The sequence below is a fragment of the Pararhizobium qamdonense genome, assembly GCF_029277445.1.
GTDB classification, from domain to species: domain Bacteria; phylum Pseudomonadota; class Alphaproteobacteria; order Rhizobiales; family Rhizobiaceae; genus Pararhizobium; species Pararhizobium qamdonense.
Map to the genome: position 1 here is coordinate 237,573 of NZ_CP119568.1, position 24,928 is coordinate 262,500.

The 24,928-nt window shown below is 60.3% G+C and carries 24 protein-coding genes and 1 pseudogene (1 of these 25 running past the window's edge); 17 read left to right on the forward strand and 8 right to left on the reverse strand.

Annotation, left to right across the window (positions count from 1 at the left end; all coding sequences use genetic code 11):
- Positions 1–33: 33 nt before the first annotated feature.
- Entirely contained in the window at positions 34–2,733 is a 2,700-nt protein-coding gene (locus PYR65_RS26465; protein ID WP_276122287.1) for a LuxR C-terminal-related transcriptional regulator, read from the reverse strand.
- A gap of 455 nt (positions 2,734–3,188) precedes the next feature.
- On the opposite strand from PYR65_RS26465, the gene rpsU reads away from it, so the two are divergent.
- The 6 genes from rpsU (at position 3,189) to PYR65_RS26495 (ending at position 6,777) form a co-directional block, all read left to right on the forward strand.
- Positions 3,189–3,422 carry a 30S ribosomal protein S21 gene (gene rpsU / locus PYR65_RS26470; RefSeq protein WP_037110421.1) on the forward strand — a complete coding sequence of 78 codons (234 nt, stop codon included), beginning with the start codon at positions 3,189–3,191 and terminating at the stop codon, positions 3,420–3,422.
- A gap of 293 nt (positions 3,423–3,715) precedes the next feature.
- Positions 3,716–4,090 carry a helix-turn-helix domain-containing protein gene (locus PYR65_RS26475; protein WP_276122288.1) on the forward strand — a complete coding sequence of 125 codons (375 nt, stop codon included), beginning with the start codon at positions 3,716–3,718 and terminating at the stop codon, positions 4,088–4,090.
- A gap of 179 nt (positions 4,091–4,269) precedes the next feature.
- Positions 4,270–4,935, forward strand: coding sequence for a hypothetical protein (locus PYR65_RS26480; RefSeq protein ID WP_276122289.1), 666 nt, complete (start codon positions 4,270–4,272; stop codon positions 4,933–4,935).
- 152 nt (positions 4,936–5,087) lie between these two features.
- The gene (locus PYR65_RS26485) at positions 5,088–5,804 is read left to right on the forward strand and encodes a hypothetical protein (RefSeq protein WP_276122290.1); all 717 of its coding nucleotides are present in this window, start codon (positions 5,088–5,090) and stop codon (positions 5,802–5,804) included.
- A gap of 92 nt (positions 5,805–5,896) precedes the next feature.
- Positions 5,897–6,172 carry a hypothetical protein gene (locus PYR65_RS26490; protein ID WP_276122291.1) on the forward strand — a complete coding sequence of 92 codons (276 nt, stop codon included), beginning with the start codon at positions 5,897–5,899 and terminating at the stop codon, positions 6,170–6,172.
- A 158-nt stretch (positions 6,173–6,330) separates the two neighbouring features.
- Positions 6,331–6,777, forward strand: a complete 447-nt coding sequence (locus PYR65_RS26495) for an acyl-CoA thioesterase (RefSeq protein ID WP_276122292.1) — start codon at positions 6,331–6,333, stop codon at positions 6,775–6,777.
- Here the strand turns inward: PYR65_RS26495 and PYR65_RS26500 are convergent.
- Positions 6,774–7,733: a LysR family transcriptional regulator gene (locus PYR65_RS26500; RefSeq protein WP_276122293.1), complete on the reverse strand. Its 960-nt coding sequence runs from the start codon at positions 7,731–7,733 to the stop codon at positions 6,774–6,776. The two genes, PYR65_RS26495 and PYR65_RS26500, sit on opposite strands and share 4 nt — an antisense overlap.
- A gap of 137 nt (positions 7,734–7,870) precedes the next feature.
- Between PYR65_RS26500 and PYR65_RS26505 the strand changes: the two genes are divergently transcribed.
- From PYR65_RS26505 to PYR65_RS26530, 6 genes are all read left to right on the forward strand, one after another.
- On the forward strand, positions 7,871–8,653 hold the full coding sequence (locus tag PYR65_RS26505; protein ID WP_060637216.1) for an ABC transporter substrate-binding protein: 783 nt from the start codon (positions 7,871–7,873) through the stop codon (positions 8,651–8,653).
- Positions 8,654–8,734: 81 nt separating this feature from the next.
- On the forward strand, positions 8,735–9,382 hold the full coding sequence (locus PYR65_RS26510; protein ID WP_276122294.1) for an amino acid ABC transporter permease: 648 nt from the start codon (positions 8,735–8,737) through the stop codon (positions 9,380–9,382).
- A gap of 12 nt (positions 9,383–9,394) precedes the next feature.
- Complete coding sequence (locus PYR65_RS26515; protein WP_060637217.1) at positions 9,395–10,054, forward strand: amino acid ABC transporter permease; 660 nt, start codon at positions 9,395–9,397, stop codon at positions 10,052–10,054.
- Positions 10,051–10,815 carry an amino acid ABC transporter ATP-binding protein gene (locus PYR65_RS26520; RefSeq protein WP_276122295.1) on the forward strand — a complete coding sequence of 255 codons (765 nt, stop codon included), beginning with the start codon at positions 10,051–10,053 and terminating at the stop codon, positions 10,813–10,815. Before PYR65_RS26515 ends, PYR65_RS26520 begins: the two co-directional genes overlap by 4 nt.
- Before the next feature lie 311 nt (positions 10,816–11,126).
- The gene (locus PYR65_RS26525) at positions 11,127–12,092 is read left to right on the forward strand and encodes a sugar-binding transcriptional regulator (protein WP_276122296.1); all 966 of its coding nucleotides are present in this window, start codon (positions 11,127–11,129) and stop codon (positions 12,090–12,092) included.
- A 69-nt stretch (positions 12,093–12,161) separates the two neighbouring features.
- On the forward strand, positions 12,162–14,216 hold the full coding sequence (locus PYR65_RS26530; protein WP_276122297.1) for a bifunctional aldolase/short-chain dehydrogenase: 2,055 nt from the start codon (positions 12,162–12,164) through the stop codon (positions 14,214–14,216).
- A gap of 19 nt (positions 14,217–14,235) precedes the next feature.
- Here PYR65_RS26530 and PYR65_RS26535 read toward each other — a convergent pair.
- From PYR65_RS26535 to PYR65_RS26555, 5 genes and pseudogenes are all read right to left on the reverse strand, one after another.
- Positions 14,236–14,343: pseudogene (locus PYR65_RS26535) on the reverse strand (type II toxin-antitoxin system VapC family toxin); the annotation flags it as partial.
- Positions 14,344–14,362: 19 nt separating this feature from the next.
- On the reverse strand, positions 14,363–14,614 hold the full coding sequence (locus tag PYR65_RS26540) for a type II toxin-antitoxin system VapB family antitoxin (RefSeq protein WP_328518529.1): 252 nt from the start codon (positions 14,612–14,614) through the stop codon (positions 14,363–14,365).
- Between the two features lie 121 nt (positions 14,615–14,735).
- Positions 14,736–15,788, reverse strand: a complete 1,053-nt coding sequence (locus PYR65_RS26545; protein ID WP_276122299.1) for a substrate-binding domain-containing protein — start codon at positions 15,786–15,788, stop codon at positions 14,736–14,738.
- A 63-nt stretch (positions 15,789–15,851) separates the two neighbouring features.
- Positions 15,852–16,793, reverse strand: a complete 942-nt coding sequence (locus PYR65_RS26550) for an ABC transporter permease (protein WP_407951377.1) — start codon at positions 16,791–16,793, stop codon at positions 15,852–15,854.
- 118 nt (positions 16,794–16,911) lie between these two features.
- Positions 16,912–18,420 (reverse strand): sugar ABC transporter ATP-binding protein, encoded by a 1,509-nt coding sequence (locus tag PYR65_RS26555; RefSeq protein ID WP_276122301.1) that lies wholly within the window; start codon positions 18,418–18,420, stop codon positions 16,912–16,914.
- A 195-nt stretch (positions 18,421–18,615) separates the two neighbouring features.
- Here PYR65_RS26555 and mtnK point away from each other — a divergent pair, with 195 nt between their 5' ends.
- Genes mtnK through PYR65_RS26580 form a run of 5 tightly spaced genes read left to right on the forward strand, consistent with a single transcriptional unit; the run spans position 18,616 to position 24,044 of the window.
- On the forward strand, positions 18,616–19,884 hold the full coding sequence (gene mtnK, locus PYR65_RS26560) for an S-methyl-5-thioribose kinase (RefSeq protein WP_407951369.1): 1,269 nt from the start codon (positions 18,616–18,618) through the stop codon (positions 19,882–19,884).
- The gene (gene mtnA / locus PYR65_RS26565) at positions 19,881–20,975 is read left to right on the forward strand and encodes an S-methyl-5-thioribose-1-phosphate isomerase (RefSeq protein ID WP_276122303.1); all 1,095 of its coding nucleotides are present in this window, start codon (positions 19,881–19,883) and stop codon (positions 20,973–20,975) included. Before mtnK ends, mtnA begins: the two co-directional genes overlap by 4 nt.
- 5 nt (positions 20,976–20,980) lie before the next feature.
- Positions 20,981–21,916 carry a transketolase gene (locus PYR65_RS26570; RefSeq protein ID WP_276122304.1) on the forward strand — a complete coding sequence of 312 codons (936 nt, stop codon included), beginning with the start codon at positions 20,981–20,983 and terminating at the stop codon, positions 21,914–21,916.
- A 2-nt stretch (positions 21,917–21,918) separates the two neighbouring features.
- Positions 21,919–22,920, forward strand: coding sequence for a transketolase family protein (locus PYR65_RS26575; RefSeq protein WP_276122305.1), 1,002 nt, complete (start codon positions 21,919–21,921; stop codon positions 22,918–22,920).
- Positions 22,920–24,044: a RuBisCO large subunit C-terminal-like domain-containing protein gene (locus tag PYR65_RS26580; protein WP_276122306.1), complete on the forward strand. Its 1,125-nt coding sequence runs from the start codon at positions 22,920–22,922 to the stop codon at positions 24,042–24,044. The genes PYR65_RS26575 and PYR65_RS26580 overlap by 1 nt, the downstream gene beginning before the upstream one ends.
- 64 nt (positions 24,045–24,108) lie before the next feature.
- On the opposite strand, the gene PYR65_RS26585 is transcribed toward PYR65_RS26580, so the two are convergent.
- Positions 24,109–24,928 carry the 3' portion of an aspartate aminotransferase family protein gene (locus PYR65_RS26585; RefSeq protein ID WP_407951370.1) on the reverse strand. It continues 569 nt past the right edge of the window, so only the last 820 of its 1,389 coding nucleotides appear in the window; its start codon lies off the right edge, out of view — the gene reads right to left on this strand; it ends in the stop codon at positions 24,109–24,111.

Sequence of the window (24,928 nt, forward strand, 5' to 3'; positions counted from 1 at the left end):
TGTCCCACCCTACCCGTATGGGTAGGTATCGGATCAGGGCGACACGCCGGCGTTCCGGCTCGCCATCACGGCTGCAGTCCGGGTTGTGACGTTGAGCTTGGCAAAGATATTGCGCAAATGGAATTTGACCGTGTTATCGCTGAGATCCAGCTTGCGGCCGATTTCCTTGTTGCTGAGGCCTGCACTTAAAAGCCGCATTACGCTGCGTTCCCGCTCAGTCAATCCGCCGGTCTCCCGGCTCAGATCGGCAGCCGCAGCACCGACAGAGGACGCTTCGGACGGTATCTTTATGACCGGCCCGTCGAGAATGTGAGCCAGGCGTTGCGCTATCACAGCCGGGATTTCCACCAAGGTCGCCAGACGGCGCAGGTCATTGGCAAAATCCGCACCTTCGATTTGCAGGATTGCGCGATAATCCGCGATGGGCTGCGACAGGAGCAGGTTCGACAGGCACGCGGCGGCCTTTTCCGGCTGGTCTTCGGCCTGCAGCAATTTGATATCGAGAAGAGCGAGTTCGATATGGCGCGGCACATGGGGTTTCAGCGCCTGTTGCGTTCGCAAGCGGTCGAACACGTCGCGGGCCCGCGCAATGTCGCCCCGCGCAGTGTATATCCGCGTCCAGAGGAGCGCCGGGACGCAACCGCGCAGGTTGAGCCCCAGATTGTTGGGCGCGTCGGTATAGGCAGCCTGTAAGGGAAAGCCGCTGGCTTCTGCATACCGTACCGCCTCCTCGATATCGCCTGTGGCGACAAGCAGGGTGACACGCTCGCCGTCGATCAGCCGGGTCAAGCGTTCAAAGCCCCGGCGCCTGGCTGTCGCCCTGGCACTGTCAATGGCGGCATGCGCGGCAAGGATATCGCCATTCAGGCGCAGCACTCTTTGCTGCGCCATGAAACCTGCGGCGAGAAGATCAAACCAGGTATCATGACGTTCCAGATGCGGCAGTGCCCAGGACAGGGCGCCCGACGCCGCATCGAGTTCGCCGCGCATCGACAGAACTTCGCTGAGCAGCACCTGGCCTACCGCATCGAGATCGCTGCCTTCGCCAATATTGGTCTGGGCTTCCACGATCAGGCTCCGGTAGGCATCCTCGGCGCTTGCGCTGTCGCCGCTGAAGAACGCCGCTTGGCCGATATGCGTATACAGATGCATGGCGCCGAAATCCGCGCCGCCGTCGCGAAACGCCCGCATGGCCAGCTGCCCGTAGTGCATGGCGCGATCGAGGTCGGTGCGGATCAGGAAATTGTAAGCCAGCATGTTGAGGGCGAGCGCACGGTGAATGAGCTCCATATCGCCGCCATAGGAAAGATCCGCTTCCAGCGCAGAAAGATCGGAAGTGCTGGCCCAGTGATCGGTATAGAGCGACATCAGCACGCGCACCACCCGCAGGTCGCGTGACAATGCCTCGCCTGTGCAGGCCCGCTCGGCAATCGCCAGATAATGGTTGGCGGCATCGAGCTGGCCTGCCTTTGCGCTGATCACGGACAGACCAAGCGTTGTCAGCGGATAGCCGGACAGATTGATATTGGCAGCCTTGGCGATCAACGTCTGGAACAAGAGCGTGCCGCCGCGCGTGGTCGCGTAGACCCGCCGCCATCCGCCGCATGTCTCGACAATCTCTGCGGCGAGGGCCGTATCGCCCGCCAACAGAGCATGACGGACCGCCGCATCGCAATCGTCGCGGGTTTGAAACCAGCGTGCGGCCTTTTTCAGGATATCCCGCGTGTCGATCCCAACCCGTGCGGCCTCTTCCTTGAGGAAACTGTTGAAGACGGGGTGGCACCGGATCCACATTCCCTGATTGTCGAGCACGGCGATCGGCAAGGCATGATCGGCAAGCCGGTTGAAGAGTGCCGCGGCATCCGGACTTGCGGAGATGGCTGCGGCCAGCGTGCGGCTGATCGCAGGAAGCGATGCGGTTTCCACGAGGAAATGCTGGATATCGGATGGCAGGCTGGAAAATACCTGTTCGGACAGATACCGGGCCATTTCAATATTGCTGCCGTCGAACGATTCCAGAATGGAGGCGCTGTGACCGCTTTCGGCTACGAGAACGCGCACCATCTGCAGCGCCACGGCCCAGCCTTCGGTGCGCTTGTTCAGCTCGCCGATCTGTTCACGCGTCAGTTTTTCGGAGCGGCCAACAAAGAATTCCTGGGCTTCCGTGTCCGAAAAGCTCAGATCGGTTACGCCGATCTGCTTGAGTTCGCCATTGAGGCGCAGAGCCGACAGCGGAAATCGTGGCGCGCTGCGGGAAATCAGGACGAATTTGACGTGGGCAAGGTCCTTCGCGGCCAAAAGCTTGGCCAGAAGAGATTCCGTCGCATCCGTCTGGGCAAAATGGTAGTCGTCCAGAAACAGCGTGACCGGCGTGTCGATCCGGCGCAACCGGGTGACGAGTACGGATAACAGCGTGGCGACGGACATGCCGCTGGCGTCAAGGCCGCGTCCCTCGCCCGGCTGCAGCTCCTCCAAGGCCTCCAGCAGGGCGACGAGAAAGTGGCTCTGGTCGCAATCGTCGGCTTCCAGCGGCAGCCAGACCAGTTTGCCCGCATGGTTTCGCATCAGATCATACCATTGCGCGGCGAAAGACGTCTTCCCGTAGCCGGCAGGCGCGATGATGGTCGTCAGCCGCCGGGGGCCCAAACGCTGCAGTTGCTGCAGCAGATTGCGGCGCCTGATATGCTGGCCGCCATTTACCGGCGGTTGAAAACGGCTTTGATGCGTGACCATAACTCATGTTGCTGAGGTACAACCCAGATTGCAAGTTCACGATGGAAATAAGCCGCCTCTTGATCGTGAAAATCTCATGTGTTCCACTCACTTGACAGCTTCACACGGGATTTTGTATTTTTTTGTCATGGAATAGTTGCTGTGGTTAATTTAGTCGTCTCTAAGTTGTAATTTAGTTGGGGCTTCCGGTTGGAATCATTGGTCGTGAATTCGTTGAGCCGGCACGGCGTGGCATTGTCAACTTAGACATCAATCGAGATGTGGCGCGGCGGATTTTTGGCACTTTCAGCGCCGACTGTTGGGCCGGTGAAGGGATAATCCTGCCGAAATGACCGGTCCAGGCGAAAGACCATGCAGATTATGTGAGAAATTTTGCCATCCGCTCTGGATTTGGTTCGTAAATTGCTCTACTGCCCCTGCCATCTCTAGTGAACATCAGACTTTGAAAGATTCACATGCAAGTATTGGTTCGCGACAACAACGTCGATCAGGCTCTCCGAGTGTTGAAGAAGAAGCTTCAGCGCGAAGGTGTCTTCCGTGAAATGCGTATGCGGGAAGCATACGAAAAGCCGTCCGTCAAAAAGGCGCGCCAGAAGGCAGAGGCTATCAGCCGCCAGCGCAAGAATGCGCGCAAGCAGCTGCAGCGCGAAGGCCTTCTGCCGGCACCGAAGAAGAAGCCGACCCGCTAATAACGGGTTCTTCTGACAGGATTGGGGCTTTCTAGTCTAGGCGCGTCCGGTATCCGGACGCGCCTGCTTTTGTTGTTTCTGAAAAGCCAGTTTGATCGGCATTGCCGCTACCGCCCGTCTTGGCTTGGTCTGGCGGTGGGCAAGCTGCGCCCCCTCCCCGTTTTCATCGGCGCCGCTGCCATACCTTGCAATCCCTGTGGCATCGTCGGGCCGAAAATGGTCCCAAAAGAAATATTTCCCACAAGCAAGAAATCTATTCCGATCTACTTCTGATTGAATCTTGAGGTAGATTAATGGACCAGCCCCAAATTGACAGAGCCCGTGGTATGCGGCTCAAACAAGCCATGGTGATCCGCGGCCACCACAAAGCGATGGCCCTGGCGGCGGAACTCTCCATTTCACCGGCAGCCTTGACGAAATGGACGCAAGGTCACGCCATGTCCGTCGATCATGCGTGCAAACTCGCCACCCTGCTGCATGTGTCGCTGGACTGGCTGCTGATCGGGCGTGGTGGCCCTGATTTTCTGGCCTCGGATCATTCGAGTGCCCTGGAACTCGATCTGATTGGAAAGCTTCGCCAGCGGCCGGCACGGATCACAAAGCTCCTGATCGACCTGACGGCAGAGATACCGAAGGCGGCACCACAAACACAGCCGATTCAACCGTGAGTGAATTTGCAGCGCAATTTTGACTGGCCGTCAATAACCACAGGTAGAGTTAAGTTAAGTGTTATCGTAAAAGTGGTGCCGGGAGAGATGCAACTGATAGCTGTGTGCCGGCGATGCCGTGTGCAGCTTGCAGAAAGTGCAAATCCGCCCCGCAGAAAACTCAAATCGGAGACCTATCGATGTCCACACTTTTGACGATCAATGTGACCAATCTTGAGAGTGCAACGCAGCAGTTTTATTTCTTTCAGCAGCCGGCCATCTATACCGGCGGAGCAACCGTTTACAGCAACAGCCTTTTTTCCAGCAGCTTGGGAAATTACGCCCTCACCGGATCGACGCTGACATTTCAGGTGAACATGCAGTTCTATGCGGGCATCCAGCAGGCGCATAGCACACCAACGATTGGCCAGACGTCGGGCTATTTGTCCGCCAGCCGGGCGATCGATCTGGCGCCGGCCTCCGGCCCGGCCAATGATTGGACCACCGCATCCGTCAATCCGCTGGGATTGTCGCAGCCGACGAACGGGAACGGCGTTCAGCCGGGCGCGTTCCGCATCACCACCCCGACCTATTCACCGCCCGCCGTCTACAACGTCGGCTCCGCCGTCGAAGTCAACGGCGGCATTGCGCTCTCGAACTTCGTGGTGGCAAACCCCAGCAACAACACGGATTGCCAGCCCGTCCTGATCTATTATGTCCAGACGGGTAACTTCACGCCGGGAACCGTCATGAGTTTCTCGGCCTCCAGCGTCAACGCGGCGGTCCGCGATTTCACGGGTGGCCATTCCATCATCAATGTGACGCTCAATGCGGATGGTTCCTGGGGACAGCAGATCATCCAGTAGTCCGTTGATCTGACGTGACGTGTGGGCGGGTTGTCCGTTGAAGACCCCGCTTGCACGGCTCGATCGAGCGCGTGCCCCTTACCGGGCAGCCATCCTTATTTTGACAGAGATGATCACTTCAGGGGCCAAACGGCACCTGGGAGGCGGAACCCATGACGTCGCAATACAGCATCATCATCAAGAACATGTCGGGGCAGAGCATGTCATTTTACGCCTTTCAGAAACAGGCAGCCTTTGCCAATGGCGGCTCGGTACCCGCCATTTTGTCCAGCAGCCTGGCCTGCGGAAACCTTGCACCCAATGCCAGTTCGGGTGCACAGCTGGATTTCAGTTTCGATGTGCAAAATTACGTGGGTGCCAAAAGCACGGCCACCGCGTCATCCCAAGTAACATTCAATGCAAGCCTGTCGATGGTCAGTGCCAAGACCGCAAGCAGCAGCGCTGCCGCAGTCCAGCCGATCGATTTGACGGCCTCGACGCCAGGCCAGACCACCGGCAATTCTTCCGTGCTCTCAATCGATCCCCTGGGTCTGTCGGCCGCAATCTATCAACCGGGCCTGCCCGCAGGTGCGTTCGGCATCCAGGTTCCCTCCTTCACGCCGGTGCCAATGCCGCAATTATATTGCGGCTGCGCGGCGATCAATCAGGACGGAAGCATCACGCTGTCGAGCTTCATCGCGCCGCTGCCCAACAGCCAGGTCAATTGCACGCCCACTGCGATTTTCTATGTCGGCACCGGAAATCATCCCGTCGGCCAGACGGTGACCTACGCAACGGCCCAAGCTGCCGAGTGCAATTTCACGACGGGCTATCGCATGGTCACCGTTCAATACAACAGCGATGGCTCATTCACGGCAAAGGGGGGCTGACAGATGCGGTAGAGGAACCCGGACCTCTTTCAGGAACTGAAAAATTCATCTCCGCCGTTTTTTAAGCGGCTTTCACCCATGGGAATTTTCATATGGCAACCTATTACAATATTACGCTGGACTCCAATATCCCGCATGGCTCCGACATCCTCGACAAACCCTGCAGAGTTGTCTTCAGCTATCCGGATGGCAGTTTCTCCTACGCCTATACCGGCACGGTGTTTGCCTGGCCAACCGCCAATACGGTGCGTATCAAATCTGCGACGTTGAATATCGAGGCTGCATGGGTAGGGGCCAATGGCGGCACACTGACCATTCAAACCGGCGGTGGCCTTGCCTATCGGATTACCGGCTTTGTCAAAATGTGAAGGCCGTTGCCTTGGGCCGTTGTGACACTTGTCCGAAAGGACGTTCGCAGCGGCTCATGCCGGTTCAGCGCCGTGTTGCGGCCTTTCAAAGGTTACGCTAAGCCTTCGTCGCGCCAGCGGCAGGACCCGTCCGCTCAGTGCAAAGCGCGGAGGAAGATATGTCCGGTCAATCCCTGGTCACCTATGTCGGCGTTGCCCATCCCTGGATGTGCGATGTGATGGGGCATATGAATGTACGCCATTATGCGGCGATGTTTGACGATGCCAGCTTTCAGCTTCTTGGGCATATTGCCGGTGCCGAAGGGCTTTCCGATACAAGCCGCGGCTGGGCCGATGTGCGCTCCGAGGTCGAATACAAGCACGAGACCAAGGCTGGCGCGCTGTTGACGATCCACTCGCGCGTGATCAAGGCCGGGCGCAGTTCGGTGACGTTCGAGCAGGTCATGTCCGGTTCGCTTGATGGCGTCGTTCATGCGGTCAATCGAACGGTGAGCGTGCGGTTTGATCTTATCGAGCGGACAGCCGTGGCGCTTGACGCCGGTATGCTGGCGCGCGTCGAGGCGCTGCAGGCGGGCGCAGCCGCCAACGAGAACAGTGCTGGCTAAGCGCCGTAGATGCGTTGATCGAGCGGGGTTTCGGCGATGGCGGTCTGGATACCGGTAATGAGCGCTTTTTCGGCGCGGTTGATGATCTTTTCCGGATTGACCAGCAGGAAGACATCGATGGCGGGCGGGGTCTCATAGGGCGGCAACCGCCAGAGCACGCCGTCGGCCACGTCGCGCCGGGCCACGTGGAGCGGCAATGGGCCGATACCGAGCCCCGCGACAATCATGCGGCGGACCTCCTCAAGGCTCGACGATACCCCGACCACATTGGTGGCGAGCTTGGCTTCACTGCGCAACAGCGCCACGGGCCGCAGGACATCGGCGATATTGTCGGTGTGGAACGAGACGGAGGGTTCGCCTTTCAAATCGGCGAGCTTCAAATCCTCCTGCCCGAAGAAACGGTGGTCGGGACCGCAGAAGAAGCCGAAGAATTCGCGGTAGACCATCGTATAGTCCAGGGCCGCATCGCGGTTGCTGACAAGGCACAGTCCCAGCGAGGCCCGCTTTTCGCGCACCTGGCGGGTGACATCGCCGCTGGTGGCAACGGTGATGGTCAGCGTTGCGCGCGGGTGGCTGCGATGAAACGCCGTCAGCGCCTTGTCGAAGATCGGCGAAATGACATGGCTTGCGACTGCGATCGTTACATGGCCGGTGACATCGTCGCCGACGCCGCGCACCAGCTGCGGAAGCTGCGAAATCGTGCCGAAGACCTCGATGCTCTGCTCATAGAGCAGCTGGCCGACATCGGTCAGCTCAAAACGAGTGGCATCGCGCTCGACCAGCCGGCGGCCGACCCGGTCTTCCAGGCGCCGCAGCGCATTGCTGACGCTGGGTTGCTTGAGATTGAGCTGCTCGGCGGCCCGGGTGATGCTCTTCACCTCGGCAATGACAACAAAGGTTCGCAGGAGGTTCCAGTCGAGCTCCCAGACCAGCCGGTCGGATCGTGGCGGTATCATTCCTGAAATCTATGCCTTCTATTTCCATTATCTATTTGCGCAATAATAGCACAAAGGCAATCATCAAATTCGGAAGGCGCGTCAACGCGTAACCCAAGCGACAGAGAATGCGCTTTCATCCAGAGGAAAACAGGACCATGAAAACACTCATTTCAGGCCTTATGGCCGCGACATTGGCCTTTGCCGCCAGCTTCACCGCTTTTTCGGCCAGCGCCGACGATCTCGAGGCGATCAAGTCTTCCGGTGAATTGCGCATCGCCATGTCCGGCCAGTATCCGCCTTTCAACTTCGTCAACGAGAAAAACGAGGTCGTCGGTTTCGATGCCTCGATCGGGACGGCGATCGCCGAGCGGGTCGGCGTCAAGGGAACGCTGGTGACGACAGCCTGGGACGGCATCATTGCCGGCCTGCTCGCCAACAAGTTCGACACCGTCGTCGGCTCGATGACCATCACGCCGGAACGCGAGAAGGTCGTCGATTTCGTCGGCCCCTACTACCATGCCGGCCGCGCGGTGTTCGTCAACGACGCCTCGGCAGTTCAGAAGCTGGACGAACTGAAGGGCAAGACGCTCGGCGTCACGCTTGGCGAAACGCATGAGAAATGGGCCCGTGAACAGGGCGGCTGGGACGTGCGTACCTACAAAGGCCTGCCGGAACTGCTGCTTGAGTTGAAGTCCGGCCGTGTCGATGCCATCGTCGTCGATAACATTCCCGTCATGGTCGCCGTCAAGGAAACCGGTGAAAAAGTCCGCCGCCTTGAAACACCGGATATCGAAGGCGGCAGCGTTGCCATCGGCATCGCCATCCGCAAGAACAATCCGGAGCTGAAGGCTGCGATGCAGAAGGCTCTTGACGCGATGATGGCGGATGGTTCCTACGAGAAGATCGCCATGGAATGGGTCGGCAGCGACATCCGCTGATCGATCGACAATTCAACGCATATGGCCGGCTGGGGATAAGCCGGCCATATGCCGTTCGCAGGCCTTTCCCGGAGTTTTGCCATGGATTTCCCGCTGATGCTGCGCGTCTTCCCGTTCTTTGTGGAAGCCGCTTGGGTCACCGTGCAGATATCGGTTCTATCGTTGCTGCTCGGCCTTGCTGTCGCAGCCGTCATTGCGTCGGCGAAGATGTCGGGCTCGCTGGTCTTGCGCACATTCGGACGGTTCTATGTCAGCGTGTTTCGCGGCACGCCATGCCTGATCCAACTGTTCGTGCTTTATTTCGGCGGCCCGCAGATCGGCATCAATCTTGATCCGTTTGCTGCAGGTGTGATCGGCCTCGGGCTGAATATCGGCGCTTACATGGCTGAATCCATTCGTGGCGGCATTCTTGGCGTTGACCGGGGCCAGGTGGAGGCGGCCCGCACGATCGGCTTCAGCAAGCTGCAGACGCTGCGTCTGGTGATCCTGCCACAGGCGGCGCGCCTGATGATCCGTCCGCTCGGCGTCAACGCCGTCGGCCTGATCAAGGGGTCGGCGCTCGTCTCGACGATCTCCGTCGTCGAACTGACCTACACGGCGCAGCGCTTCATCGGCTCCACCTACAAGCCCTTCGAGATCTTCGGTATCGCCGCCCTGCTCTACATGATCATTGTTTATGCGGTGTCGCGCGCAGTCGATCTTCTCGACCGCCGCTACGCCATCAACTGAGGGAGGCGCGACATGCAAGGTCTCGATTTCAGCGTCGTCACGCCCTATACCGACATTCTCCTCCTCGGCGTATGGTGGACGGTGGTCCTGACGGTCACCGGCGCCGTCATCAGCTTTTTCTTCGGCATCTTCTTTGCCGTTGCCGTGCTCTACGCGCCGAAGGTGATTGCCTATCCGATCCGTTTTTTCATGTGGCTGTTCATGGGAACGCCGCTGCTGTTGCAACTGTTCCTGATCTATTTCGGGCTCGCGCAGATCGGCATTAATGTTCCGGCGCTGGCAGCCGGGATCATTGGCCTTGGACTGCATTTCGCCGTCTACAATGCCGATGTCATGCGCGCCGGTATCGTCTCGGTGGATGTCGGGCAGACGGAAGGGGCGCGCAGTATCGGTTTTGGCCGGTTCCAGACGCTGCGTTACGTCGTCATTCCGCAAGCCGTGCGCAACACCCTGCCCTCGATCGGCAACAATCTGATCGTGCTTTTGAAGGAATCGTCGCTGGTCTCGATCATCGGCATTGCCGAACTCGTGCACTCGGCGCAGCTGGCGATCAGCGAAACGTTCCGGCCATTCGAATTCTACATCACGGTGGCCGCACTCTATTACATACTCAATCTCGTCCTTGAAACCGGTTTGCGGCAGGTCGAAAAACAAGTGGAGGTATCCCGATGACCGTCCAGCGGCCCATGGTCGAGGTAAAGGGCGCCCGCAAGGCCTATGGTGCGCTCGAAGTTCTCAAGGGGATCGATCTCTCCGTCACGCGCGGCCAGATCGTCGCCATCATCGGCCCGAGCGGCTCTGGCAAGAGCACGCTTCTGCGCTCCATCAACCATCTCGAAACGCTGAATGGCGGCGAGATCTGGCTTGACGGCGTCCAGGTGAACCAGCCTCTGCGGGGTGCGCCGTTCGAACGTCATATCAACGCGGTGCGCCAGCAGATGGGCATGGTGTTCCAGCACTTCAATCTGTTTCCGCATCTGACCGTACTCGAAAACATCACCATGGGTCCGGTCATTCTCAAGGGCATGGCCAAGAAGGCCGCCCGCGAACTGGCGGTCGAACTCCTGTCGAAGGTGGGGCTTGCCGAGAAGGTCGATGCCTATCCGTCGCGGCTGTCGGGTGGGCAGAAACAGCGCGTGGCTATTGCGCGCGCGCTTGCCATGCAGCCGAAGGTGATGCTGTTCGACGAAGCGACATCAGCGCTCGACCCGGAACTGGTCGATGAGGTCAACGCCGTCATGAAGCAGCTGGCTGCGGAGCATATGACCATGCTGATCGTCACCCATGAAATGCGCTTTGCCGGCGAAGTTGCCGACCGCGTGCTGTTCATGGATGGCGGCGTGGTCGTCGAGGAAGGACCGCCCAGCGACATTTTTCGCGCGCCTACACAGGAACGCACCCGCGCCTTCCTGAAGAAATATCTTGCTGCCTGAATGAGACGATCCGTTGTGCCGGGCAATGCGTTTCCGGCATAACGCCCGATGCCGGAAAGAAGCGCTCGGTTATCCACGCGCGCCGGCGCAGACGCGTCCATCGTCTCTGCAAATGGCGTTGCCATTGAGTTGTCGCCGCCCTTCCCCAAAGCCCAATCTTTGTTCCGTTGACATCGCAAGGTGCGGTTCGGTGTGCCTTGCTGGGCGCCGTGCGGCCGCAATCCTAGCTTCGCCGCTGTGATGGAAACAGCGCATTTGACTTTTGTCAGCACTGATGACTATTGTCTAATTCGGCGATTGAAGGAGACATGATGCCCATCCGGTCCACTGATCAGATTCTGCACAAGGCGGCATGGCTCTACTATACCCATGGACTTCGGCAGGATGAAGTGGCGCAGCGGCTGAATATTTCCCGCGCATCCGTCGCCACCTATTTGAGACGCGCGCGGGAAACCGGGATCGTCAATATCGCCACATCGACCCAGCTGTTTGCCGACGACATCCTGGCGCGCCAGCTGGAGGATGCGCTGGGCCTCACCTCGGTATGGATCGTGCCGGAAGACCGGCAGGCAATGGATCCGACGGCGGAAATGCCGGTGGTCGCAGCGGCAGTCTTTCTGGAATTGATCAACAAGGGCGACCGTGTCGGCGTTGCCTGGGGACGCACGGTCTATCATCTCGCCGACGTCATGCCCTATGCCGACCTGCAGGGCGTCACCGTGGTGCAATTGTGCGGCAATCTCGGAGCGCCATATTCCTACCGGCCCGACCAATGCACCACGGAAATTGCCCGGCGCCTGAACGCCGAGGGTATCAATGTCTACGCGCCGCTGGTGCTCAGTTCCGAAGAACTGGCTGCCGCCTTGCGCGCCGAACCGGTCATTCGCGAGCAGATGGCGACCATCTCCGATTGTCAGCTAGCGCTGTATTCCGTCGGCGGCATCGAGGATGACAGCCACCTGGTGAAATGCGGGGCACTGACAGCGCAGGAAATGCATGCGCTGGGAGAAAAGGGCGCTGCGGGCGTCATTGCCGGCCAGATCATCGATCATGATGGGCAGTGGCTGGACTGCGCGCACAACCGCCGTTGCATTTCCGCCGATCTCGATTCCATCCGCGCGATCGGCAAACGCATGATGGTGATCCAGGAAGACAGTAAGTTCGAACCGCTTGTGGCCGCGATCAAGGGCGGTTTTGCCTCGCATCTGGTGGTGACCACGTCCATGGCCCGGCGGCTTCTGGAGCGCTGGAGCACCGGCAGCCGCAGCACCTCATAATCCCCTGTCCCATCTGATCCACCCGGCAAAGACCGGGTCTCAAAAACCTGCCCGAGGGAGGAGCAAACAATGAAAAATCTCTGGAGCGATACCGACGCCGAGGCAATGGTCTCAACCTATGCCGCAAAAGGCATCAACCGCGATCTGGCATTGCGTACCTATACGACGCGTCTGCTCGGCGGCAATCCGCGGCTGGTGCTGCATGGCGGCGGCAACACTTCGGTGAAAACAACCGTCAGCGATCTTGTCGGCGACGAATGGGATGTGCTGTGCGTCAAGGGCAGCGGCTGGGACATGGGGATCATCGAGCCGGCCGGCCTTCCAGCCGTTAAGATCGCTCCGCTGTTGAAAGCCCGCAAGCTCACCAAGCTTTCCGACGAGGACATGGTGACCCTGCAGCGCGCCAACCTGATCGACCCGGCTTCGCCCAACCCGTCCGTCGAGGCGCTGCTGCACGCTTTCATTCCGCACAAGTTCGTCGATCACACCCATTCGACCGGCGTTCTGGCGATTGCCGACCTTGAGGACAGCATGGAGGTCAGCGCAAAGGTGTTCGGACCGAAAATGGGGCTGGTGCCCTATGTGATGCCTGGCTTTGATCTTGCTAAGCTCGCTTCCGAAGTTTTTGACCGGGACCCGACGGTGGATGGCCTCATCCTCGACAAGCACGGTATCTTCACCTTCGGCGCCACCGCCAAGGAAGCCTATGACCGGATGATCCACTATGTGACGCTGGCCGAGGATTACGTGGCGAAAAATGGCCGCAACCCTTTCACGCCGGCCGCCCTGCCCGCAGATCTCGCCAGGCCGAACGATATTACCGCCATGCTGCGCGGGGCGGTTGCCGTTTCAAAAGGTGATGGCCGCTACGATCGCATGATCGCAGAGTTCCGCACCTCGCCGGCAATCCTTGATTTCGTCAATGCAGCCGAAGTCGAGGACATGGCGTCGCGGGGCGTTTCGACGCCGGATCTGTCGATCCGCATCAAGACCGGGCCGATGGTGCTGCCTGCACCCGATGCCAACGATCTCGATGGATACAAATCTGTTATTGCGGCCCGTGTTGCCACGTTTGTGGAGAACTACACCCGCTATTTTGAGGCAAATGACGCACGCGACGACGTCAAGCGCATCATGCTGGACCCGATGCCGCGTTTGACGCTGGTGCCGGGGCTCGGCATGTTCGGCCATGGCCGCACACTGAAAGATGCGAAGATCGCTGCGGATGTTGGAGAAATGTGGATCGAGGCGGCCCGCGATGCCGAATCCATCGGCCGGTTCCAGCCGGTCAGCAAACCCGATCTGTTCGATCTTGAATATTGGTCGCTGGAACAGGCAAAGCTTGCCGGCGCCAAGGCCAAACCGTTCACCGGGCAGGTCGCGGTGGTCACCGGCGGCGCCGGTGCGATCGGCGCTGCCACCGCCAAGGCTTTTGCCCGTGACGGCGCGCATGTGGTCGTGCTCGATCTCGACGGCGGCAAGGCGGCGGAGGTGGCAAAATCGATCGGCAACCAGTCCATTGGCCTTTCCTGTGACGTGACCGATCCTGCCTCGGTGCGCGCAGCCTTCGATGCCGCCCTCACCACCTATGGCGGCGTCGATATCGTCGTCTCCAATGCGGGTGCCGCCTGGGAAAGCCCGATTGCAACCATGGACGATGCGCTGTTGCGCAGGAGTTTCGAACTCAATTTCTTTTCACATCAGAGCGTGGCGCAAAACGCGGTGCGGATCATGAAGGAGCAGGCCACCGGCGGTGTTTTGCTGTTCAATGCCAGCAAGCAGGCGGTCAATCCCGGCGCCAATTTCGGCGCCTACGGCCTGCCCAAGGCAGCCGCCCTGTTCCTGTCGCGCCAATATGCGCTGGAACACGGCAAGGATGGCATTCGCTCGAACGCCGTCAATGCCGACCGTATCCGCTCGGGCCTTCTCAACGACGAGATGATCGCAAACCGTTCGGCCGCACGCGGCCTGTCGGTCAAGGACTATATGGGCGGCAATCTGCTGGGTCTCGAGGTAACGGCTGACGATGTTGCCCAGGCCTTCGTGCACCATGCCCTAGCCGAGCGCACCACCGCCGACGTGACCACTGTCGATGGCGGAAATATCGCCGCAGCGATGCGGTAATCCATGGCAACGGCCTCGCTCAGGCGAGGTCGGTTAACGCAAAGTCATCGCCCTTGTATTCGAGGGCGATGTTCAGCGACTTTGCGCAGGCATAGCTGAAACAGTCGCCAAAGTTGAGATCCGCCGGCCAATGGCCTTGCCGGTGGTTAGAGATCATCCCACATTTCATCGATAAATGGTTTCATATCGAAATCCGGATCGCTCGGACCCATTGTCCCGGCCATAGTTTGGGCCTTGGCAATCCGCTCCCGCAACGGGCGCACCTGCTCGACGCGATCAAGTTCACGCTGCAAAGCCTGTCGCACCGCTTCCGTCTTGCTTGGAGCGTTGAGAGCTTTTTGTAATTGTCTTGTGAGTGCATCGACAGAGCTATCGCGGATGAAAAGCGCCACGTGCATATCCCTCAAAGATATCCATACTGTGTAGAACGATATCTCTGGTAGTTGGTCTTTCAAAGACCTGCCAAAACAAAAAAAGAGCGGCCCGGAGGCCGCCCGAAGTTTCCACGGGGGGTGTGGATTACTTGGCGTTTGGGTTCGGCATCCAGGCCGGCATGGCGACATCGGCATGGGCGAATTGCGGCAGCTTGGCGCCGAGCTCTTCCATGTTCTTGATGTCGTTGTCGTTGAGATCCTTCTGGGTGATCAGCGTCGGCGGGACGATGACGTTGTGGCCCGGATCTTCGCCTGCCAGCATCATGGCGAGTGTGCGCACCGACACCTGGCCGACGACGGCCGGATTGGTGGCGGCCGTTGCAGCCCAGGCACTGTCCGGCTCGCGCATCGCGGCGATATCCGAGGTCGAAATATCGGCCGAGTAGATCTTGACGCTGGACGACATGCCGGCTTCATCGACCGCGATCTTCACGCCCTTGGCGAATTCATCGTAGGGCGCGAACATGACGGTGATATCCGGATTGGCCGAGATGACCGAGCGTGCCTGGTTGGCGACGGAATTGGCGATCGGGTTGTCCATGGTGCCGAACATCGCGGCTTCATTGATGCCCGAGTATTTCTTCTTGAATTCCTTCCAGGTCTCGTCGCGGCGGTCGAGCGGCGCTATGCCGGCGACGTAGACGTAACCGGCCTTCCAGCTTTCGCCATTATCCTTGATCGCCTGTTCCAGGGCCAGGCGCGCGAGGTCGCGGTCGGACTGTTCAACCTGCGGGATCTTGTCGTTCTCGACATTGACGTCGAAGGCGACGACCTTGATGCCGGCATCAACCGCACGCTTTGCCGCTTCTTTCATCGATTCCGTCAGGCCGTGCTGGATGATGATGCCCTGAACGCCAAGCGCGATGGCCTGATCGACCATGTCGGCCTGCAAGGCGGCGTCCTGGCGGCTGTCGAGCACGCGAAGATCGACGCCGAGCGCTTTGGCCTGCGATTCCACGCCCGACAGATAGGACTGGAAGAAGTCGCCGGTCGACAGGTAGCGCACCAGCGCGATCTTCACGTCGCCGGGCTTGTCGAACGGTGCCGGCATATCAGCGGCAAACGACACGCCTCCCAGCGTCGTTGCAGCCAGCATTCCAAGCGCGAGCTTTGAAAAAGTTCTCCGCGTAAACGTCATAAGGGTCTCCTCCACATTAGACTTGTTGTTTGATTTGCAGTCCCGCACGGAGCTTTGCGCTCCCTAGCGTTTGCCCCTCCTGGAGAGCGCAAAGGTGAACACCAGGGCGATGACGAGCACAAAGCCCTTGACGAAATCCTGGGTGTAATAGGGTGCGTTCATCATCGTCAGCCCCTGCAACAGCACGCCGACGAACAGCGCGCCGATGGCAGTGCCGAACGCGTTCGGCTTGGCTGCACCCAGCACGGCAAAGCCGATCAGGGCGGCGGCGACAGAATCCAGCAGAAGATTGTTGCCCGATGCGATATCGCCGCGTCCGAGCCGGGCCGCCAGGAGAATGCCGCCGATCGAGGCGAAGACGCCGGAAATGATATAGGCCCAGATCTTGTAGGCATTGACCGGCGCGCCCGCGAGCCCCGCAGCCCGCTCGTTCGAGCCGACCGCATACATCATCCGGCCGAAGCGGGTATATTCCAGGAAAAACCAGATCAGGATGGCGAGCACGATCAGCACCACCACCGAGACCGGCACCAGATTGGGTAGGACGAGATCGAAACGGTGACGGCCGAGCGCCAGGAAGGCGGGGCTGAACGTGCCGGTGGCGGTCGAGCCGTCCGGCATGCTCATGCCGGTGGCAATCGAGCGGCCTTCGGTGGGGATACGCTGCAAACCGACCAGAAGGAACATCATGCCCAGTGTCGCCAGAAGGTCCGGCACCCGCATATAGACAATCAGAAAACCGTTGATCAGCCCGACGATAACGCCGATGGCCAGGCAGACAAGCGTTGCCGTCAGCGCGTCTCCACCCATCACCACCATCACATAGGATGACGCCATCATGGCTGTTGTTGCCACCGACCCGATCGACAGGTCAAAGCCGCCGACCACCAGTGTCGCGGTGACCCCGAGTGCCAGAATGCCGGTGATCGATACCGACTGGAAGATGAAGACCGCGCTTTGCGGCGAGGCAAAGCCGCGGGTCATGATGCAGAAATACACGATCATGCCGAAGAGCAGCGTGACGAAGCCGTATTTGATGGCGAGTTCGCGCGGCGTCAGCGCTGCGGCCGCCGATGCTGCCTTGTGGGTGGAGGGGTTGGCGGTCGTCTGTTCAATGCTCATGTCAAAGTACCATTTCGTGGTGGCCGGCGATTTCGGCCAGAAGTCTGTCGACATTGATGCCGGCGTTGCGGTGTTCTCCGACCAGCGTATGTTCCGACATCACCAGAATGCGGTCGGCGATCTCGAAGGCTTCATCCAGCTCGGTGAGAAATACGATCGTTGCGCGCCCCGATGCAGACGCCCGCAGTTTTGCGGCAATATCCCGGCGCGCGGAAATATCGACACCCTGGAACGGCTCGTCGAGGATCAGCAGGCGTGACGCCTGGCTCAGCCAGCGGCCGACCATGACCTTCTGCTGGTTGCCGCCCGACAGCGTGTTCATCTCGTCGCGTTCGGTCCGGCAGACGATGCCAAGCGCTGAAATCTGCTGGCGCGCCTGTGCCCGCTCGGCCCGGCGGTTGGAAATGCCGAAATTCGAGATGCGCTTGAGGAACGGCAGGCTGACATTCTCATAGATGTTGAAATCCGGAACGATGCCGCTGTCGCCGCGATCCTTGGCGATCAGGAAGACGCCCTGATCGATCGCCGCCCGCGTGGTTTTTGGCGCGTAGGCGCGGCCGTCCAGCATCATTGATCCGGACACCGGAAGGCGGGCGCCGAACAGGGTTTCGGCGAGCGCCGTCTTGCCGACGCCGACAAGGCCGGTGATCGCCACCACTTCGCCATCGCCCAGCGTCAACGAAAACGGCTTTGCACCTCGCGCGATCGTCAGGTTTTCCGCTGTGAAGACCGGGGCGGTACCATCGCGCACGACGATGTTACTCAGACTGATCTTCTGGCCGAGCATGGCATTGACGGCACCTTCGTAATCGAGTGTCTCGCCTTCAAACAGCCCGGCAATACGGCCGTCCCGCAGGGAGACGATGCTGTCGGCAAGCCGGCGGATGTCGGACATGCGGTGGGAAATATAAAGGATGGCAACACCACGGGCGCGCAGCCGGTCGACAAGCTCGAACAGCCGGTCTGCCTCAGCGCTCGACAGCGACGATGTCGGCTCGTCGAGAATGAGCACCTTGGGTTCATGCGCCATGGCGCGGGCAATCGACACCATCTGCCGGTCGGCCAGCGAGAGATCGGCGACTGTGGCGTTGAGATCGATGGCAAGCCCCATGCGGCCGGCAACGGCCTGGGCTTCGCGCCGCACGCGGCGGGGATTGAAAATCAGGTGGGCGCCGCGACCATTCAGACGGTCGAGCGTCAGGTTGGTCGCCACATCGAGATCGGCGACGACGCCGTCATTGATGTTCTGGTGCACGGTGACGACGCCGGCGCGGATCGCATCGGCGGGCGTGGCCGGCGCGTAAGGCTCGCCTGCAAGCGTGATCTTACCCGCGTCGCGTCCATAGACGCCGCTGACGATCCGCACCAATGTCGATTTTCCGGCTCCGTTGGCGCCCATCAGCACCGTGACGGCCCCTGCACGCAAATTCAGATCGACGCCACCCAGAACCTGGATGGGCCCGAACGATTTGCGCAGACCCTCAATACGGAAAACGTGTTCCTGTATCATCTGCTCCTCCCTGAAGATCAGGTTAGGCTGCCATCTAATCAAATGTCAAGCCCATTGACATTTGACAGAATGGTGGCTTACCAAAAGAGAAAGAACGGCGGGAACGCGTGTGGAGACGCAGTCGCGCCGGGAGCGGAACGAGAAGAATGCCGGGGTTTTTCGCCTGGCGCGCCGCTCTGCTGGTGAGGAGGAATGATGACTATAAGCAATTTCGAAGCGCTGACGCCTGAGACCCTGCCGCAGCGGCTGGGGAGCAATGCAGCGCTCTCAGACAGGATCGGCGCGGATAGTGCAGAATGGAAGGTGCGCGAGGTCGGCGACGGCAATCTCAACCTTGTCTTCATCGTCGATGGCGGCACGGGAAGCGCCATTGTCAAGCAGGCGCTGCCCTATGTGCGCCTTGTCGGCGAGAGCTGGCCGCTGCCGCTGAAACGCTCCTATTTCGAATATCATGCGCTGAAGCGCGAGGCCGAGCGAGACCCCGGCATGGTGCCGGAGATCCTGCATTTCGACCGCGAGCAGGCGATCATCGTCATGGAATTCCTGACGCCGCACGTCATCCTGCGCCGGGCGCTGATTGACGGACGCCGGCTACCGAAGATCGCCCGCGACCTTGGCCTGTTTCTGGCCCGCACGCTGTTTCGCGGCTCGGACCTCTCCATGGAAGCCCGTAAACGCAAGGAGGACCTCGCGCTCTTCGCCGATAATGTCGAGCTCTGCGACATCACCGAAAACCTGGTCTTTTCCGATCCCTATTTCGATGCCAAGCTCAATCATTTCACCACTCCGCAGCTGGACGGCATTGTTGCGGAACTGCGCGCCGACCGCGATCTCAAGGTCGAGGCGCAACGGCTGAAGCATCTGTTTACCGCCAATGCCGAAACGCTGCTGCATGGCGATCTGCACACGGGTTCGGTCATGGTCACCGACACGGAAACGAAGGTTATCGATCCAGAGTTCGCGTTCTACGGGCCGATGGCAATCGATGTCGGCATGCTTTTGTCGAATTTCTGGATGAGCTATTTTTCGCAGTCCGGCCACGAACAGGACGGCAGCCGCGAAGAGATGCGCACCTATCTGCTCGACGTTATCGTCGAGATCTGGGGCACATTCCGCGCCGAATTCGCGCATCTCTGGCGCACTGAGCGCACAGGTATCCTGTACCAGCGCACCTTGTTCGAGAACCAGGGCGATCACCTCGGATCGGAGCAGGCGCTGGACGAGGTACTGCACACGCTCTGGACCGACATGCTCGGCTTTGCCGGCATTGAAATGCACCGGCGCATTCTCGGCCTTGCCCATAATGCCGATTTCGAAACCATTGAAGACCCGGACGTCCGGGCCCGCTGCGAAACCAAGGCGCTCAAGCTCGGGCGCCACCTAGCCGTCAATCGGCGCCGCATCCACAGCATTGCCGATATCAATGCGCTTGCGCAACGCCTCGAGAAGGAGTCAGTCATTTGAACGTCGGAGATCGCCACTACCATACTATCTGGCTGAACGAGGACGGCCGGTCCGTCGATATCATCGACCAGCGCTGGCTGCCGCACGAGTTCCGGATCGTCACGCTCAAGACCGTCGATGATGTGGCTGTCGCCATCCGCGACATGTGGGTGCGCGGCGCGCCGCTGATCGGTGTGACGGCTGCCTATGGCGTCGCCATCGCCATGCGCGACGATGCCAGCGACGCCGCACTCGATGCCGTCTGGGACGTGCTGCACGAAACCCGTCCGACCGCGATTAACCTGCGCTGGGCGCTGGACGAGATGCGCAATGGTCTTCGCAAGGTGCCGGTTTCAGAACGGGCTGCCGCTGCCTATCAGCGTGCCGCTGACATTGCCGAGGAGGATGTCCAACTCAACCGCAGCATCGGCACCAATGGCCTGAAGGTGATCCGCGAAATTGCCGCCCGCAAGAAGCCGGGCGAGCCCGTCAATATCCTCACCCACTGTAATGCCGGCTGGCTGGCGACCGTCGATTACGGAACTGCCACCGCGCCGATCTACATGGCGGCGGAGGCGGGCATTCCGGTGCATGTCTATGTGGACGAGACGCGCCCGCGCAACCAGGGTGCCCAGCTGACCGCATGGGAGCTGAACGGCCACGGCGTGCCGCATACGCTGATCGTCGACAATGCCGGTGGCCACCTGATGCAGCATGGCCAGATCGACATGGTGATCGTCGGCACGGACCGCACCACCGCCGATGGCGACGTCTGTAACAAGATCGGCACCTATTTGAAGGCGCTCGCCGCCAAGGACAATGGTGTCCCCTTCTACGTCGCCCTGCCCTCGCCGACCATCGACTGGACCGTGCATGATGGTGTCAAGGAGATCCCGATCGAGGAGCGCAACAGCGATGAAGTGACCTTCGTGCAAGGCCGCGCGGCCGATGGCTCGATTGCCACGGTACGCATCTCGCCGGAGGGAAGTTCAGCCGCCAACCCGGCCTTCGATGTGACGCCGGCACGCCTGATTACCGGCCTGATCACCGAACGCGGCATCGCCAGCGCCTCGCCCGAGGGGCTGAAGGCCTTGTTTCCGGAACGGAGCTGAGCGCGATGATCCTGTCCAATCAGCAGACCACAGAAGATGTCGCCGCCGGCATTCGCAAGCGGGTTTTCCTGCACACCATGCGCAACAATGGCGGTTATCTCAGCCAGGCCTGTTCGGCCGCCGAAAGCCTGGCATTCCTCTACAATGAAGCCTTGACGCTCGGCGAACCGACCTTGCCGAAAGTACCGCTGCCGTTCGCCGGCGTGCCGTCGGCGGCCAATCCGGATGCCTTTACCGGTGCCGGCTATCACGGCCCGTTTGCGCCTGAATTTGACCGGCTGATCATTTCTCCGGCGCATTATGCCCTGGTGATCTATTCGGCGCTGATCCAGGCCGGCCGCATGGACGAACACGCGCTGGACCACTTCAACGTCGATGGCGGCTCCGTCGAGATGATCGGCGCCGAACACAGTCCGGGTATGGAAGTGACCACCGGCTCGCTGGCTCAGGGGCTTTCGATGGCGGCAGGGATTGCATGGGCACGCAAGCGCAAAGGCGAGCCCGGCAAGGTCTGGGTCTATATGTCCGACGGCGAGTTCCAGGAGGGGCAGACTTGGGAAAGCCTGGCTGCGATGGCCTATCACGGCATCGACAACGTCCGCGTCATCGTCGATGTCAACCGCCAGCAATGCGACGGCGCCATGTCTTCGGTGCTTGACCTCGGAGACCTTGCCGCGCGCGTCACTTCCTTTGGCGTCACGTGCCGCTCGATCGACGGCCACGATCTCGATGCGATGCGTAAAGCGGCCGATAGCGCCGAGCCGGGCAAGCCGCTGATCATCCTGGCCAACACCTCGCCCTATCAGGGCATGCAATTCCTCAAGAAACGCTTTCCCCGCCTGCATTACGTCCGCTTCAAATCGGCGGACGAACGCCGCGAAATGCAGACCGCCATCGCCGCCGAACTCGGCTTCGATGAAGCCGAAATTGCGAGGGCATGATCATGGCCGATATCGTCAACCGTCCCTATGCCAAGGCCTTCGAGACCTTCGCATCCGCCCGTCCTGACATCCTCTGCCTGTCGGCGGATCTCACGTCGTCCTGCGAGGTCGATGGTTTCCGGGATAAATATCCCGATCAGTTCCTGTCCCTCGGCATGGCCGAACAGAACATGCTGTCCTTTGCCGGCGGTCTCGCCATGCAGGGGTTCCGGCCGTTCCTGCACACGTTTTCGGTCTTCCTCTACCGCCGCCCCTATGATCAGCTGATCAACTCGATCGCCTATTCCAACCGCAAGGTGCGGCTGATGGGCTTCCTGCCGGGGATCACCACGCCCGGCGGCATCACCCATCAGGCGATCGAGGACATCTCGGTGATGCGGGCCATTCCGAACATGACGATCCTTGAATGCGGCGACGCCACCGAAGTCGAGACCGTCCTTGAGGTTGCCGATAGCATCGATGGACCGGTCTATGTCCGCGTCCTGCGCGGCGAAGTCCCACGATTATTTTCGACCCCGTTCGAATTCAACAGGCTGCGCACGCTCAGTGAAGGAGACGATGTCCTTGTGGTGACGGCAGGAGTGTGCACCGAAGAGGCCCTGCGCGCCGCCGGTCCCTTGAAGGCTCGCGGTATCGGCATCCACCATCTGCATGTCTCCACCCTCAAACCCTTCGATCGCGAGGGCCTGATCAAGGCGGCGCGCGGCAAGAAGGGCGTCGTCACGTTGGAAAACCACACGATCAACGGCGGTCTCGGCTCGCTGGTGGCGGAAATCCTTTCGGAGGAAGGGCTTGGCGTCAAACTGCGGCGTCTCGGCCTGCAGGATACGTTCGCGCATGGCGCGTCCAAGCCATATCTGATGAAGAAATACGGGCTCGACGCCAGCGCCCTCGTCTCTGCCATCGGCCAGCTTCTCGATAAGAACCTTAAGATCGACGATGCGGAACTGGACGCCGTTCGCATCGACACCGTGCACTCGGCTGCAAAGGCGGAGGCGCTGTAATGGCCCGATTTTCGGTCACCTACTGGATCGGCGTTGCCAGCGAGACTGACGCCCGCGCCCGCGCGCTGGAAATCGCCGTCGAGCAGACGGTGGAGATCCCCCGCGATATCGTACCGGCCGGTTATATCGAGGACGAAATCCTCGGCCAGATCGACAGCATCTATCCCTGCACCGAGCCCCGCGGCGGGTTCTTCACGGAGATCTCCTATAGCGACGACGATATCGGCGACGATTTTCTCCAGCTCCTGAACATCGTCTTCGGCAATTCCTCGATCCGGACGCAGACCCGCGTCGAAACGATGACCTTGTCGCAAGCAATCATCAAACTGTTGCCCGGCCCAAGGTTCGGAACGCCGGGCCTGCGCGCACGCACCGGTGTGAGCCACGGGCCAATCCTGATGTCGGCGATCAAGCCTGTTGGCCTTTCCACGGCCGAGCTTGCTGGGCTTGCACATCAGTTTGCGCTGGGCGGCATGGATTACGTCAAGGACGATCACGGCCTGGCCAATCAGAAGACATCGCCCTTTGCAGAGCGCGTCAAAGCCTGCACCGATGCCATCGGCGAGGCCAATGCCAAGACCGGCTTGGCCACCACCTATGTGTCGAACATCACCGGACCCGCCACCCAGATCTTCGAGCGTGCCTGGACGGCCAAGGAAATGGGGGCCGGCGGCGTCATGCTGGCGCCCTCGCTCGTCGGCTTCGATGTATCGCGTGCCCTGGCGGCGGACCCGGATTTCGGCTTGCCGATCGTCTCGCATCCGACCTTCGGCGGCACCAATGTGATCACCCCGGCCACGGGCTTTTCCCACCGCTTTTTCTACGGCCTCCTGCAGCGGCTGATGGGCGTCGATGCGGTCATCTATCCGAATTTCGGCGGCCGGTTCAGCTTTTCGCGTGAGGAATGCCTGGCGATTGTCGATGGCTGCACCTGCGATCTCGGCGGTCTGAAGCCCATCCTGCCTGCGCCCGGCGGGGGCATGACCTTCGAGCGTGTGCCGGAAATGCGCGATGCGTATGGTGAAAACGTGATGTATCTGATCGGCGGAGCACTGCTGCGCGAAAAGTCCGACCTTCCGGCCGCCTGCCGCAAGCTCATCGATGCCGTTCGAACGGCAAGATAAACATGTCGAGGATAAATTGGTGACTGCCGTATACCTCGAGACAACGGCAGCCACCGGCTCGGTCTTACCGGTGCGGTGCCAGATCGGCCTCGGCAAGGTCTAAAGCCTTCAGCAGGCGGTCCAGGGCAAGATCGATCGTGGCGCGGGTCCAGACCAGCGGCGGCGACATGATCAGCGTATCGCCCGTGGCGCGGATCATCAGACCGTTCTGGACGGCGTGATCGCGTACTTTAATTGCGGCTGATCCATCTGGTTTGAACCGTGTCCGCTCTTGCTTGTCGCGGACGATCTCGACGGCACCCATCAGCCCGACCGACCGCGTCTGCCCGACCAGCGGATGATTGTTGAGCCGTCTGGCGAGTTCCTGGGCGAGATAGGGCCCGGTATCCTCTCTGACGCGATCGACCAGGCCTTCGTTGCCGATGATCTCCAGGTTCTTCAGGGCGACGGCGCAGCAGACGGGGTGGCCGGAATAGGTATAGCCGTGATTGAACTCGCCGCCCTTTTCGACCAGGGTCGCGGCGATCCGGTCACCGACCAGAAGTGCGGAAAGCGGCTGGTAGCCTGAAGTCAGCGCCTTTGCCGTGGTAATCGTGTCCGCCTCGATGCCGAATGTGGTGGCGGCGAACCATTCGCCGGTGCGGCCATAGCCGGTAATGACTTCATCGAGCATCAACAGGATATCGTATTTGCGGCAGATACGCTGGACTTCCGGCCAGTAGCTTGCGGGCGGAATGCGCACGCCCCCGGCCCCCATGACCGGTTCGCCGATAAAGGCTGCCACCCTGCCGGCGCCTGCCGCAAGGATCGCTTCTTCAATGGCGCGTGCTGCGCGCAGGCCAAACTCATCATCGCTTTCGCCCGGCAGGGCCAGTTCATAGGCA

Excerpts from the sequence above, each read along its gene's own strand:
- PYR65_RS26465 (WP_276122287.1), bottom strand. The coding sequence starts at position 2,733 with ATGGTCACGCATCAAAGCCGTTTTCAACCGCCGGTAAATGGCGGCCAG.
- rpsU (WP_037110421.1), top strand. The coding sequence starts at position 3,189 with ATGCAAGTATTGGTTCGCGACAACAACGTCGATCAGGCTCTCCGAGTG.
- PYR65_RS26475 (WP_276122288.1), top strand. The coding sequence starts at position 3,716 with ATGGACCAGCCCCAAATTGACAGAGCCCGTGGTATGCGGCTCAAACAA.
- PYR65_RS26480 (WP_276122289.1), top strand. The coding sequence starts at position 4,270 with ATGTCCACACTTTTGACGATCAATGTGACCAATCTTGAGAGTGCAACG.
- PYR65_RS26485 (WP_276122290.1), top strand. The coding sequence starts at position 5,088 with ATGACGTCGCAATACAGCATCATCATCAAGAACATGTCGGGGCAGAGC.
- PYR65_RS26490 (WP_276122291.1), top strand. The coding sequence starts at position 5,897 with ATGGCAACCTATTACAATATTACGCTGGACTCCAATATCCCGCATGGC.
- PYR65_RS26495 (WP_276122292.1), top strand. The coding sequence starts at position 6,331 with ATGTCCGGTCAATCCCTGGTCACCTATGTCGGCGTTGCCCATCCCTGG.
- PYR65_RS26500 (WP_276122293.1), bottom strand. The coding sequence starts at position 7,733 with ATGATACCGCCACGATCCGACCGGCTGGTCTGGGAGCTCGACTGGAAC.
- PYR65_RS26505 (WP_060637216.1), top strand. The coding sequence starts at position 7,871 with ATGAAAACACTCATTTCAGGCCTTATGGCCGCGACATTGGCCTTTGCC.
- PYR65_RS26510 (WP_276122294.1), top strand. The coding sequence starts at position 8,735 with ATGGATTTCCCGCTGATGCTGCGCGTCTTCCCGTTCTTTGTGGAAGCC.
- PYR65_RS26515 (WP_060637217.1), top strand. The coding sequence starts at position 9,395 with ATGCAAGGTCTCGATTTCAGCGTCGTCACGCCCTATACCGACATTCTC.
- PYR65_RS26520 (WP_276122295.1), top strand. The coding sequence starts at position 10,051 with ATGACCGTCCAGCGGCCCATGGTCGAGGTAAAGGGCGCCCGCAAGGCC.
- PYR65_RS26525 (WP_276122296.1), top strand. The coding sequence starts at position 11,127 with ATGCCCATCCGGTCCACTGATCAGATTCTGCACAAGGCGGCATGGCTC.
- PYR65_RS26530 (WP_276122297.1), top strand. The coding sequence starts at position 12,162 with ATGAAAAATCTCTGGAGCGATACCGACGCCGAGGCAATGGTCTCAACC.
- PYR65_RS26540 (WP_328518529.1), bottom strand. The coding sequence starts at position 14,614 with ATGCACGTGGCGCTTTTCATCCGCGATAGCTCTGTCGATGCACTCACA.
- PYR65_RS26545 (WP_276122299.1), bottom strand. The coding sequence starts at position 15,788 with ATGACGTTTACGCGGAGAACTTTTTCAAAGCTCGCGCTTGGAATGCTG.
- PYR65_RS26550 (WP_407951377.1), bottom strand. The coding sequence starts at position 16,793 with ATGATCGTGTATTTCTGCATCATGACCCGCGGCTTTGCCTCGCCGCAA.
- PYR65_RS26555 (WP_276122301.1), bottom strand. The coding sequence starts at position 18,420 with ATGATACAGGAACACGTTTTCCGTATTGAGGGTCTGCGCAAATCGTTC.
- mtnK (WP_407951369.1), top strand. The coding sequence starts at position 18,616 with ATGACTATAAGCAATTTCGAAGCGCTGACGCCTGAGACCCTGCCGCAG.
- PYR65_RS26570 (WP_276122304.1), top strand. The coding sequence starts at position 20,981 with ATGATCCTGTCCAATCAGCAGACCACAGAAGATGTCGCCGCCGGCATT.
- PYR65_RS26575 (WP_276122305.1), top strand. The coding sequence starts at position 21,919 with ATGGCCGATATCGTCAACCGTCCCTATGCCAAGGCCTTCGAGACCTTC.
- PYR65_RS26580 (WP_276122306.1), top strand. The coding sequence starts at position 22,920 with ATGGCCCGATTTTCGGTCACCTACTGGATCGGCGTTGCCAGCGAGACT.